The organism is Shewanella seohaensis, from assembly GCF_023283775.1.
GTDB lineage: Bacteria > Pseudomonadota > Gammaproteobacteria > Enterobacterales > Shewanellaceae > Shewanella > Shewanella seohaensis.
Genome location: NZ_JAKILE010000008.1, coordinates 188,305 through 200,468 on the forward strand (window position 1 = coordinate 188,305; position 12,164 = coordinate 200,468).

Here is a 12,164-nt window from a genome sequence, read left to right on the forward strand (position 1 = left end):
GAGAGTGACTCCTTAAGCGCTCCAGAACACGTCAACGGGCGTTTTACGCTGCGCTAACACGGCTCTGATGGGCATAGCATTAACATCATCATTTTCTAAGGCTTGACGATATACGGATAATTTCTGTTCCCCGACCAAATGCAGATAAATCTGTCTGCTATTGAGGATCGCATTCTTAGATAATGTGATCCGGCCATGGGGCGCCGTGGTGGGATTGGTTGCCACACACAGGGCTTGAGTGCTCAAGGCATCATTTAACTCGGCGCTGCAGGGGAACCATGAGCAAGTGTGACCATCGTTGCCCATACCGAGCACCACCACATCGAAGGGACGCGGGAAATTAGACAGCGACTCGGCGGTCATATCGGCGCCCGCTTCGGCGGTGGAAAACATATTCTTCAATCCACGGAACTTGGCATTGGCCGCACGGTTTTGCAGTAAATGTTCACGCACTAAACGCTCATTCGATGCACTGTCTTCCACATCTACCCAGCGCTCATCGGCGAGCGTGACATAAACATCACTCCAATCGATGGATTTCATGCTGAGGAGCTCAAACAGTTTCAGCGGTGTTGAGCCGCCGGAGACGACTAAGCTTGCCTTACCACGGGCATCCACGGCCTCTTGCAACTGGCTGGCGATCTTATTCGCCAACTGTTGCTCGAGCGCGGCGGGTGTATCAAAGGATTTAAATACGGTTTCTTTAATCATCGAAGTCCCCTATTCATCCCACGAACGGCCGTCTTTGGTGATCAGCGCGACCGACGCTACAGGTCCCCAAGTGCCCGCAGGATAAGGTTTCGGCTTCTCGTTACTTTGTTCCCATGATTGGATGATGCCATCCACCCAAGTCCAAGCCTGCTCCACTTCGTCACGGCGAACGAACAGTGCTTGGTTACCGAGCATGGCTTCGAGCAACAGACGCTCGTAAGCATCTGCGATACGCTCGTTTTTAAAGGTATCCGAGAAACTCAAGTCGAGTTTAGTGGTTTGTAAACGTTGCTTCTGCTCTAGCCCCGGCACCTTGTTCATCATCTGAATCTCAACCCCTTCATGTGGTTGCAGACGGATGGTTAACTTGTTAGGTGGCAAGTTACGGTAGCTTGAGCGATACAAATTGTGGGGTGGGTTTTTAAAATACACCACAATTTCAGAGCTCTTGAACGGCATGCGTTTACCGCTACGCAGATAAAATGGCACGCCCGCCCAACGCCAGTTGTCGATATCGACACGCAGCGCCACAAAGGTTTCGGTGTGGGACTGAAGGTTAGCGCCCTCTTCCTCTAAATAGCCTGGCACTGGACTGCCTTTTAGGAAGCCTGCACTATACTGACCACGGACAGTGTTTTCATACACATTGTCGGCATTGATTGGGCGCAGCGACTTCAGTACCTTCACTTTTTCATCGCGAATACTGTCGGCATCTAAGTTAACCGGTGGATCCATGGCAACCAGTGTCAACACTTGCAGTAAGTGGTTTTGGATCATATCGCGCATCTGACCGGCTTTGTCGAAGTAACCCCAACGGCCTTCGATACCCACTTCTTCAGCAACGGTGATCTGGACATGGTCAATGGTCCGGTTGTCCCACTTAGACGCGAATAACGAGTTAGCGAAACGCAGCGCAATCAGGTTTTGGACTGTCTCTTTACCTAAGTAATGGTCGATACGATAAACTTGGTTTTCTTTGAAGTAGGCAGAAACTTGATCGTTAATCACGCGGGAAGATGCAAGGTCAGAGCCAATGGGCTTTTCGAGTACCACGCGAGAATCGCTATGGATAAGGTTTTGTTCGTGTAAACAGCGGCAGATATCGCCAAAAATCGCAGGAGGGGTGGCAAAATAACTCACCATGACGCGCTCTTCTGGTTTGAGCAATTCATGGAAGGCGCTGTAGCCTGCAGATTCAGTGAAATTAGTGCCAACATAATGGCAGCGGGACAAGAAGCGTTGGACAGTCTCTTCGCAGAGGGCTTCTTTTACGAAGGTTTTTAACGCAAGGATGACGAGTTCTCTAAATTCATCCTGACTGAACTCATCTTTGGCAACCCCAATGACTTTGGTGTTTTTATCCAGAAGTTCAGCTTTATCTAGCTGGTATAAAGAAGGTAACAACTTGCGTCGTGCCAAGTCGCCTTTAGTACCAAAGAGTACGAAGTCACAAGCTTTGGCGCCTGATGTTGTTTTGCCCATTGCGTTACGCTCTCCTTTCTATGTCGTGTCCCTTCATGCCAATGAAGAAATCCACACTTTTGTTGTAATATAACAACAGAATTTGTTAAATGCATCTATTTTTATCAATATTAACATTCTTGCTAACTAGGCACCTAGGGCATAAATCTGATATGCTTTTTGTGCTTAAATTACTGATGATAGTAAATTCTTATTTCAAAAATGTACTTAAAACTTACTTAAGCAGTGTCGATTAGTGAGATCCTGAAACAGATCAGCAGCACTAAACAAAAATAAATAAAATTACATTCTCAATTTAGCGGACGTACGCGTATGAATACCCTAGAAAAGGTTCAAAAAAGCCTCACCCATTTTAGTAAGTCAGAACGCAAGGTTGCAGAGGTGATCTTAGCCTCTCCGCAAACAGCTATTCACTCCAGTATTGCCACTCTGGCTAAGATGGCAGATGTGAGTGAACCTACTGTGAACCGTTTCTGTCGCCGCTTAGATACTAAAGGCTTTCCTGATTTTAAGTTACATCTGGCGCAAAGTCTCGCAAACGGTACGCCTTATGTGAGCCGCCATGTGGAAGAAGATGACTCTCCAGAGTCTTACACCACAAAAATTTTCGAATCATCAATGGCTTCCTTAGATACAGCACGTCAAAGCTTAGACGTCACTGCCATCAATAAAGCCGTGGATATTCTGACTCAAGCCAAAACTATTTCCTTCTTTGGCTTAGGCGCTTCGGCCTCCGTTGCCCATGATGCCCAGAATAAATTTTTCCGTTTTAATGTGCCTGTCATCTGTTTTGACGATGTTCTGATGCAGCGCATGAGCTGTATTAACAGCAATGAAGGCGACGTAGTGGTGCTGATTTCCCATACCGGTCGCACTAAATCATTGATTGAAATAGCGCGTTTAGCGAGAGAAAACGGCGCGGCTGTAATTGGTATTACGGCTCGTAACTCACCGTTATCTATGGAATGTACACTGCCCGTGACGATGGAAGTGCCTGAAGATACCGATATGTATTTACCAATGGCCTCGCGTTTAGCGCAATTGGTGACTATAGATGTATTGGCGACTGGCTTTACCCTACGCCGCGGCCCGCGTTTCCGTGACAATTTAAAACGTGTGAAAGAAGTGTTGAAAGAGTCTCGTATCAATAAAGATCCGATACTGTAATTCACTTCCTATCTTAAAAAAGGCTAGTGCAAATCGTCCGTCTAGCCTTTTTTAAAGCAAATTTCAGCGATACCTCACAAATTTGAAACATAACTTTAGATCAATTTGATTGTAACTTTACTACATAATTTGGAATTGCATGGTAATATAGCCCCAAGATTTTTTTAACTTTAACGGAGTATCTTATGTTCCGCAGAACCAAAATCGTCACCACTCTGGGCCCCGCCACTGACCGTGACGATAACTTACGCCGTATTATCGCGGCAGGTGCAAACGTTGTTCGTCTTAACTTCTCCCACGGCTCCCCCGAAGATCATCTCAAACGCGCGACTCAAGCTCGCGAAATTGCAAAAGAATTAGGTGTCCATGTTGCTATTTTAGGTGACTTACAAGGTCCTAAGATCCGTGTATCTACCTTTAAAGACAACAAGAAAGTTCAACTGAACTTAGGTCAAGCCTACATTCTGGATGCCGAGTTAGGTAAAGGCGAAGGCGACGAGAATCAAGTCGGTATCGACTATAAGCAATTGCCAGACGATGTGAATGTTGGCGATATCCTGATGCTCGACGACGGCCGTGTTCAACTGCGTGTTGAGCGCGTTGAAGGTCGTAAAGTGCACACGACTGTTACCGTTGCTGGCCCTCTATCAAACAATAAAGGGATCAACAAACAAGGTGGTGGCCTATCGGCAGCTGCTCTGACTGAAAAAGACAAGGCAGACATTCTGACTGCGGCCATGATCCAAGTGGATTACTTAGCCGTGTCTTTCCCACGTAGCGGCGCCGATCTAGAATACGCCCGTTCTTTAGCGCAACAAGCTGGCAGCAATGCACTGATCGTCGCAAAAGTAGAACGTGCTGAAGCCGTTGCTAGCGAAGAAGCGATGGATGATGTGATTTTAGCCTCTGACGTAGTCATGGTTGCCCGTGGCGACTTAGGGGTTGAGATTGGTGACGCAGCACTGGTTGCAGTGCAGAAAAAGCTTATCGCGCGCTCTCGTCAACTGAATAAAATCGTGATCACTGCGACTCAAATGATGGAGTCAATGATTTCGAGCCCAATGCCAACGCGCGCTGAAGTCATGGACGTGGCCAACGCCGTGCTCGATGGTACCGACGCAGTGATGCTGTCTGCCGAAACCGCTGCTGGTGACTTCCCAGAAGAAACCGTTAAGGCGATGGCGAATGTGTGTATCGGTGCCGAATCTCACCCAAGCGTGAAAGTGTCTAAGCACAGATTAGATGCACGTTTCACTTCAGTTGAAGAAACGATTGCACTATCGACTATGTATGCCGCTAACCACTTAGAAGGCGTTAAAGCGATTATTGCCTTAACTGAGTCCGGCGCAACACCTAAACTGATGTCACGTATCAGTTCATCTTTACCAATCCTTGGTTTATCACGCCATGAGACAACGCTGGCGAAGATGGCACTGTACCGGGGTGTGTTACCGATTTACTTCGACTCAACCATTTATCCTGCCGATGAGTTAGCGCAAAAAGCGTTGGAATCATTAACAACTGCGGGTTATCTACAGAGTGGCGACTTGGTATTAATGACCAAGGGCGATGCGATGGAAACTATCGGCGGCACTAACACTTGTAAAGTGTTGATCGTTGCATAATTTTTGCTGATTGGCGTTAGCTAGACGTACAAAGTAAGGCTAACTGTCATTAAGCTTAAAAACAAAAACCACCTCAATTGAGGTGGTTTTTTTATATCTTGTCATTTCAATCGTGCTAGCAGACCCGATTAAAGGGCTTCAAAATCATTCACATTGATGGCCGCTAAGCGCAGCTTATCGGCATGTAACAGCTTTTGATGCTCATCTTGAGTCACAGTGCCCTGCTCCAGCGCTTTAGCAAATAACACTAAGTTAGGCACTTTGGCAGGTAACTCACCGGCGCGTTGTGCTTTCTTGAGCTTCTTGTAAATCTCTTTACAGGCATATTGCGCCACGAAGGCCTGTTCAACCTCAGCAATACCACCGACATCGCCTTCAAACTCAGGGCATAGGAAAGTAATGCGTTCACGGGCAGGACTTGGTTTTAACATGCCAGAGACCAATTCAGTCGCCATTTTATCGCTAGGCGCATTGAAATGGTTGCCGATGGGGAAAATCAGCGCGCGTAGCAACCATGCAAATGGGCGGTTCGGGAAGTTACGGATCACTTCTTCAAGCGCTTTAGCCGCTAAGTGCAAGCGATTTGCCATCACATAACGCACCGCAGGTAAATCGTCCTGTTGACGGCCATTATCTTCAAACAGTTTTAGGGTAGCCGAGCCTAAGTACAGCTGGCTTAACACATCCCCCATGCGTGCCGACAACATTTCCTTACGCTTCAAATCGCCGCCCATGATCAGCATCGAAATATCTGTCATCAAGGCTAATGCCGATGAAATGCGCGACATGTCTTTATAATATTGCTTGGTTTCGCCGCTCACTGGCGCACTGCCGAAACGGCTGGCAGTCAAGGCGTTGAATAAGGCGCTAAACGCATTACGAGTGGCGTAACCCATATGACCCATTAACAGCGAGTCGAAACGCTCGAGCGCATCGTGCTCATTTTCCATCGCCGCAGCTTCCATTTCGGCCAACACATATGGATGGCAACGGGTCGCACCTTGACCAAAGATCATCAAGGAACGCGTCAAAATGTTCGCCCCTTCAACGGTAATCGAAATCGGATTCGACATATAAGGGTGGCCTAAGTAGTTTTTAGGTCCTAATTGGATACCCTTACCCGACTGAATATCCATCGCATCGTTCATCACCGCACGGCCAAGTTCAGTCATGTGGAATTTAGCAATTGCCGTCACCACTGAAGGTTTAACTTTAAGATCGATGCCCGTAGTGGTTAAACGGCGCGCCGCTTCCAATTGATAGGTATTAGCAATAATGCGCGCCAGCGCTTCCTGCACACCCTCAAAGTTGCCAATCGCCATACCAAATTGGTGACGCACATAGCTGTAAGCTGTGGTGGTTTTGGTCGCCATATGGCCAGAAGCGGTAGCCAATGCAGGCAGAGAAATACCGCGACCCGCCGATAAACATTCAACCAGCATGCGCCAGCCTCTGCCCGCAAACTCAGGACCACCGATGATCCAATCCAGCGGAATAAAGACTTCCTCGCCCTTAGTGGTCCCGTTCATAAACGCCATGTTAAGCGGATTATGACGACGGCCAATCACCACACCAGGATGATCGGTTGGGATCAAGGCGCAGGTAATACCTAAATTCTTTTTATCGCCAAGCAAACCATCAGGGTCGCGCATCTGGAAGGCTAAACCTAATACGGTTGCCACTGGTGCGAGGGTGATATAACGCTTGTCCCAGGTTAATTTAAGGCCTAAAACTTCTTCGCCGTTAAACTCACCACGGCAAACAATACCCACATCGGGGATAGCGCCCGCATCACTACCTGCTTCAGGACCAGTTAATGCAAAACATGGGATCTCATCACCCTTGGCTAATGCAGGTAACCAGCGCTCCTTTTGCTCTTTGGTACCATAATGAGTCAAAAGCTCACCTGGGCCTAATGAGTTTGGCACCATCACAGTGACCGCGGCACTCACACTGCGGCTGGCTAATTTACTCACAATCGTCGAGTTGGCATAGGCAGAAAACGCACGACCACCAAACTTTTTCGGGATGATCAGTGCAAAGAAGCCTTCTTTTTTAAAGTAGTCCCACAGCTCTGGTGGCAAATCCTTACGATTATGCACAATGTCGAAATCATCGATCATCTTCAGGGCGGTCATAACCTGATTATCGATAAAGTCTTTCTCTTCAGCCGTCAGGGTTGGTTTACCGTAGCTGTGCAGGGTATTCCAATTCGGATTACCGCGGAATAGCTCGCCTTCCCACCACACATCACCCGCTTCCATCGCTTCGCGCTCGGTATCGGATAATGGCGGTAATACTTTTTTAAAGAAGTGAAACACAGGCTGGGTGATAAATTGCATCCGAAGGCTTTTTACTGCAAACAGCGCAATAATCGCAATCAGGGCAATAATTATAATCGTCAACATAATCAAGACCTTTTATTAAGAAGCCACGGGGACTGATACGCCCGCAGCCATATAGGGGATCACTTTACGGATCACGGCTTCGATGTCGTTATGCTCACCAAATTCGGCCGCGGCAATATCATTGAGCGCATCGGCTGACGCCATGGTGAAAACAATCGTGCCTAGGGTAAAGTGTAAGCGCCAAAACATTTCAGCAGGAGGAATATGCGGAGCACTGGCCGAAACAGCTTTAACAAAGGTGTCTAAATGCTGCCCATAATGGGTGGTGATAAACCAACGCAGGTGCCCTTGGCTTTCAATGTAACCGCGACCCAGCAATTGTAGGAAAATTGTCGTGCCTTCGGTGCGCAGCTCGTTCAAATCCAATAATGGATCGACTAACGCAGAGAAAATCTCCTCTAACGAAGCTTGTGTTGGCGCAGTATGCAAACATTTTATGGCCGTCGATGCGGCGGGCATAAACACGTCTAAATAGCGGGCTAACACGGCGCGGATTAACTCTTTTTTAGAGCCAAAGTGATAGTTCACCGAGGCTAAGTTAACCTCCGCCTTGCTCGTGATAAGTCGCAATGACGTCTCAGAAAACCCCCTTTCGGCAAATAGCTTCTCTGCGGCATCAAGTATTCTAGTTTTTGTATCGGATCGACTTGCCATTCCGTGACCTTGAATTAATTTAAAACACTCGTTTAAATTAAACATTGGTATGGGAGTTGTCAAACGAAAAATGGCCAAATAAGCTGCGCCATGCTGACAGGGATTAACAGGCCACTCACATCCGTTGCAAAAAACCATGAAAAGTCATCAAGTCCTGTGCAAAAAACACTGTGCTTAGGTAGAATGCTTAACACAAAAACAACAAAGGACTGCAATACATGGCTATTCTATTGAATCGTCCCACCACTCTTGCGCTCACCATAGCGCTAACCTTAGGCTTAACCGCCTGTAATGATGCCCAAAGCAAGGCCGAAAGCACTGCAGCGGCACCAGTAGCAACTCAGGCCGCGCCCGATAAAGCTCAGGCCATCGCCTTTATTCAAGATGCTGAAGCCCAGATGGCGCAGCTCTCTATCGAAGCGAATCGCGCCGAATGGATTTACAGTAACTTCATCACCGAAGATACCGCTGCACTCTCGGCCGCAGTCGGTGAAAAAGTCAGTGCCGCGTCGGTCAAATTCGCCACCGAAGCTGCCAAGTACGCCAATGTGGAACTCGATCCAGCCAATGCGCGCAAACTGAATATTCTGCGCAGCGCACTCGTGTTACCTGCGCCGCTTGATCCCGCCAAAAATGCTGAGTTGGCGCAAATCAGCTCCGAGCTCAATGGACTGTATGGTAAAGGCAAATACTGTTTCGCCGATGGCAAGTGTATGACCCAGCCAGAGCTGTCAAGCTTGATGGCGGAATCGCGTGACCCAGCCAAACTGCTTGAGGCATGGAAAGGCTGGCGTGAAATTGCAAAACCGATGCGCCCACTATTTCAACGTGAAGTTGAACTCGCCAACGAAGGTGCAAAAGATCTAGGTTACGCGAACCTCTCTGAGTTATGGCGCAGCCAATACGATATGAAACCCGATGAATTTTCACAGGAATTAGATCGTTTATGGGGACAAGTTAAGCCTCTCTACGAATCCCTGCATTGTTATGTTCGCGGCGAGCTGAATAACGAATACGGTGACACCATCGCGCCAAAAACCGGCCCTATTCCCGCACACTTACTGGGAAATATGTGGGCACAGCAATGGGGTAATGTGTACGATCTCGTCGCCCCTGACGATGCCGATCCTGGCTATGATGTGACGGAATTGCTCGAGCAGAAAGGCTATGATGAGCACAAAATGGTTAAACAGGCCGAAAGCTTTTTCACCTCGTTAGGCTTTGCGCCGCTGCCAGACAGTTTCTGGAGTCGCTCTTTATTCTTGCAACCCAAGGATCGTGATGTCGTTTGTCATGCCTCGGCGTGGGATTTGGATAACCTCGACGATATTCGCATCAAGATGTGTATCCAGAAAACCGCTGAAGACTTCACCGTTATTCACCACGAACTTGGACACAACTTCTATCAACGTGCCTATAAGCAGCAGCCTTTCCTGTTTAAAAACAGTGCCAATGATGGTTTCCATGAGGCCATTGGTGACACGATCGCGCTATCAATTACCCCAAGCTATCTAAAACAGATTGGCCTGCTCGAAGACGTGCCCGATGCTTCCAAGGATATTGGCTTACTGCTGAAACAAGCTCTGGATAAAATCGCCTTCCTACCCTTTGGTTTGATGATTGACCAGTGGCGCTGGAAAGTCTTTAGCGGTGAAATCACCCCAGCGCAATATAACCAAGCCTGGTGGGAATTAAGAGAAAAATACCAAGGCGTTAAGGCGCCAACGGACCGCAGCGAAGCCGATTTTGATCCAGGTGCCAAGTACCATGTGCCCGGTAACGTGCCTTATACGCGCTACTTCCTCGCGCATATTTTGCAATTCCAGTTCCATAAGGCACTGTGTGATACCGCCGGCGATAAAGGACCTGTACACAGATGCAGTATTTATGGCAATCAAGCCGCAGGGGAAAAACTCAATAAAATGTTAGAGCTGGGTGCAAGCCAACCTTGGCCAGTTGCTTTAAAAGAAGTGACAGGTACTGAGGGAATGGATGCCAAAGCCGTACTCGATTATTTTGCGCCGCTTAAAACCTGGCTCGATGAGCAAAACACAGCGGCGAATCGTCAATGTGGTTGGTAATTAAAACCAAGACGGAATGAAGACTCTAACGTCAGTAACACCTAGGCTCTTGGTGTGAAAATATAACCGATAAAAATGCCCAACGATGTTGGGCATTTTCTTTTTAAGCTTCGGCATTAATAACGAACGCGAGTATCAATCAGATAAAATCAATGCGTTCAGAAACCTATTAACGCCAACCCATTCCCTTACGATTTGCCTCTTTGTTCTCGATCTTAAGCTGTTCGGATTTAGTGAGCATCACATACAAGGCGCCCGTGCCGCCCTGCTCGGTTTTCGCCGAATGATAGGCCAGCACCATATCAAGTTGAGACAACCAATGGCAGACGGCAGATTTCAGCAGGCCAGCCACGGGTTTACTGTTATGACCCTTACCATGGATAAGCATGACGCAGCGTTCCCCATGGGCCTGTGCCGCTAACAGATAATTGAGCAACGCATCACGGGCCTGACTTAAACGGTAGGCATGTACATCTAATTCCATCTTAATGCTGTACTGCCCCAGCCTTAAGCGCTTAAACACTGCACCTTGTACCCCTTCGCGCTTAAAACTGGCGATATCATCGGGCGCTATTATCGGGATCAAACTCAAATCCAAGGGCATGCAGGCCAAATAAGCCTCGCGTTGCAACGCATCACGGCGCTGAAGTTGCTCCTCCGTTAGTGCCTTAGGCTGCAAATTCACCGCTTTCACATCACCCTTTAGTGGCACAACCCCCGCCATTTCCTCAAAAAACAGTGCTGATTCATCATCTAGCATGGCAAGCTCCTCCACTCTTAACGCTCAGTGTGCACTTTTAGAACAGAAACACACTTTGTAAACATTCAACCCTTTAGTTCAGCGGGCACCTCCATTATAGTGGCGCCATGAATGCTTGATTAGAATAATGTAATGAGATTTTTGCTGCTAGCCCTGATATGCCTATTGTCGCTTCCAAGTTTTGCTACTCCCGCAAAAGCCAAAACAACCATGACAACCGATCAGCTGATCAATGCGAATTATCCGCTGTTCACTAAAGCATTTACTGAGCTTGCCCCCGAAGTCACCGCAGACATTTATGCAAAAGATGCAAGCTACCTCTCTGAAAGCCAAAGTAAAGAAATCTATTATGGCCGCGACAGTATCGTTGCTATTTACCAACGTTTTTTCGATAAAATCCGCAATAAAAAGGCCCGTATCGATATCGATTTCCGGGTACTCAACCGTAAGCTATCCGGCAACAGCGCGTTCGACACTGGCTATTATTTAGTGCGTTTTTACCCCGCAGAAGAAACTGGCGAACCTGTGAGTGAATTTGCTGGCAAATTTGTGATTGGCACCCAAAAAGACTCTCAGCAGCGCTGGAACGTCACACTGGATATGAATAACCGTGCCGAACCCAGTTTCTATTTGAATGCCAAACCTGTACCCAATCTTTACTATGGCCGCCAGTTCCCACCGTTACCGGACAGCCAAAAGAAAAAGCAGTAATCTACTATATTTTAAAGCATTACTTTTATGATACACGAAAAAATCTGCCCTTGCGGCAGCCAAAAAATCTATCAAGATTGCTGTCAAATACTGCATCTAGGGCTCGATTCAGGAGCACAACTGGCGACGAGTCCTGAGCAATTAATGCGCTCTCGCTACTGCGCTTTTGTATTGAAAAATTTTGATTACATCATCAAAACACACCATGCAGATTACCTCGATGGCTTAACCCTTGAGCAGCTCCAACAAGGTCCACATCCCGAATGGTTAGGGCTCGATGTATTATCCGCCAATGACACTACCCAGCCCGATGGCAGCAAGTTCGGCACTGTTACCTTTAAGGCCTGGTATAAAATGAGTGGCGAGATTGATGCCATTTACGAGCGCTCAGAGTTTATCTTCGAGCAAGGTCGTTGGTTTTACACTAAAGGCCATCAAATGCATGCCAAATTACCGGGGCGCAATGATCCCTGCGTCTGCCACAGTGGTAAGAAGTTTAAGCAGTGCTGCATGAAGGGTTAACCAGTCCCCAGAGATAAAACAAAAGGCAATCGATTGATTGCCT

The 12,164-nt window shown here is 47.6% G+C and carries 10 protein-coding genes; 5 read left to right on the forward strand and 5 right to left on the reverse strand.

The window, feature by feature from the left end; all coding sequences use genetic code 11:
• Positions 1-12 precede the first annotated feature (12 nt).
• Together pgl and zwf are read right to left on the reverse strand one after the other, a co-directional pair.
• Positions 13-711, reverse strand: a complete 699-nt coding sequence (gene pgl, locus L2713_RS11415; protein ID WP_011622808.1) for a 6-phosphogluconolactonase — start codon at positions 709-711, stop codon at positions 13-15.
• A gap of 9 nt (positions 712-720) precedes the next feature.
• Positions 721-2,193 (reverse strand): glucose-6-phosphate dehydrogenase, encoded by a 1,473-nt coding sequence (gene zwf / locus L2713_RS11420; protein WP_011717106.1) that lies wholly within the window; start codon positions 2,191-2,193, stop codon positions 721-723.
• Between the two features lie 312 nt (positions 2,194-2,505).
• Between zwf and L2713_RS11425 the strand changes: the two genes are divergently transcribed.
• Positions 2,506-3,360 carry a MurR/RpiR family transcriptional regulator gene (locus L2713_RS11425; protein WP_011622810.1) on the forward strand — a complete coding sequence of 285 codons (855 nt, stop codon included), beginning with the start codon at positions 2,506-2,508 and terminating at the stop codon, positions 3,358-3,360.
• 185 nt (positions 3,361-3,545) lie between these two features.
• On the forward strand, positions 3,546-4,985 hold the full coding sequence (gene pyk / locus L2713_RS11430) for a pyruvate kinase (RefSeq protein WP_088212341.1): 1,440 nt from the start codon (positions 3,546-3,548) through the stop codon (positions 4,983-4,985).
• 128 nt (positions 4,986-5,113) lie between these two features.
• On the opposite strand, the gene L2713_RS11435 is transcribed toward pyk, so the two are convergent.
• Together L2713_RS11435 and psrA are read right to left on the reverse strand one after the other, a co-directional pair.
• The gene (locus tag L2713_RS11435) at positions 5,114-7,393 is read right to left on the reverse strand and encodes an acyl-CoA dehydrogenase (protein WP_248967982.1); all 2,280 of its coding nucleotides are present in this window, start codon (positions 7,391-7,393) and stop codon (positions 5,114-5,116) included.
• Positions 7,394-7,408: 15 nt separating this feature from the next.
• On the reverse strand, positions 7,409-8,047 hold the full coding sequence (psrA, locus tag L2713_RS11440) for a TetR family transcriptional repressor PsrA (protein WP_248967983.1): 639 nt from the start codon (positions 8,045-8,047) through the stop codon (positions 7,409-7,411).
• A gap of 218 nt (positions 8,048-8,265) precedes the next feature.
• Between psrA and L2713_RS11445 the strand changes: the two genes are divergently transcribed.
• Entirely contained in the window at positions 8,266-10,128 is a 1,863-nt protein-coding gene (locus L2713_RS11445) for a M2 family metallopeptidase (protein WP_248967984.1), read from the forward strand.
• A 169-nt stretch (positions 10,129-10,297) separates the two neighbouring features.
• On the opposite strand, the gene smrA is transcribed toward L2713_RS11445, so the two are convergent.
• Positions 10,298-10,888: a DNA endonuclease SmrA gene (gene smrA, locus L2713_RS11450; RefSeq protein WP_089067744.1), complete on the reverse strand. Its 591-nt coding sequence runs from the start codon at positions 10,886-10,888 to the stop codon at positions 10,298-10,300.
• Positions 10,889-11,020: 132 nt separating this feature from the next.
• Here smrA and L2713_RS11455 point away from each other — a divergent pair, with 132 nt between their 5' ends.
• Together L2713_RS11455 and L2713_RS11460 are read left to right on the forward strand one after the other, a co-directional pair.
• Positions 11,021-11,599: a DUF4440 domain-containing protein gene (locus L2713_RS11455; protein ID WP_248967985.1), complete on the forward strand. Its 579-nt coding sequence runs from the start codon at positions 11,021-11,023 to the stop codon at positions 11,597-11,599.
• Between the two features lie 27 nt (positions 11,600-11,626).
• Complete coding sequence (locus L2713_RS11460) at positions 11,627-12,121, forward strand: YchJ family protein (protein WP_248967986.1); 495 nt, start codon at positions 11,627-11,629, stop codon at positions 12,119-12,121.
• Positions 12,122-12,164 lie beyond the last annotated feature (43 nt).

Excerpts from the sequence above, each read along its gene's own strand:
- pgl (WP_011622808.1), bottom strand. The coding sequence starts at position 711 with ATGATTAAAGAAACCGTATTTAAATCCTTTGATACACCCGCCGCGCTC.
- zwf (WP_011717106.1), bottom strand. The coding sequence starts at position 2,193 with ATGGGCAAAACAACATCAGGCGCCAAAGCTTGTGACTTCGTACTCTTT.
- L2713_RS11425 (WP_011622810.1), top strand. The coding sequence starts at position 2,506 with ATGAATACCCTAGAAAAGGTTCAAAAAAGCCTCACCCATTTTAGTAAG.
- pyk (WP_088212341.1), top strand. The coding sequence starts at position 3,546 with ATGTTCCGCAGAACCAAAATCGTCACCACTCTGGGCCCCGCCACTGAC.
- L2713_RS11435 (WP_248967982.1), bottom strand. The coding sequence starts at position 7,393 with ATGTTGACGATTATAATTATTGCCCTGATTGCGATTATTGCGCTGTTT.
- psrA (WP_248967983.1), bottom strand. The coding sequence starts at position 8,047 with ATGGCAAGTCGATCCGATACAAAAACTAGAATACTTGATGCCGCAGAG.
- L2713_RS11445 (WP_248967984.1), top strand. The coding sequence starts at position 8,266 with ATGGCTATTCTATTGAATCGTCCCACCACTCTTGCGCTCACCATAGCG.
- smrA (WP_089067744.1), bottom strand. The coding sequence starts at position 10,888 with ATGCTAGATGATGAATCAGCACTGTTTTTTGAGGAAATGGCGGGGGTT.
- L2713_RS11455 (WP_248967985.1), top strand. The coding sequence starts at position 11,021 with ATGAGATTTTTGCTGCTAGCCCTGATATGCCTATTGTCGCTTCCAAGT.
- L2713_RS11460 (WP_248967986.1), top strand. The coding sequence starts at position 11,627 with ATGATACACGAAAAAATCTGCCCTTGCGGCAGCCAAAAAATCTATCAA.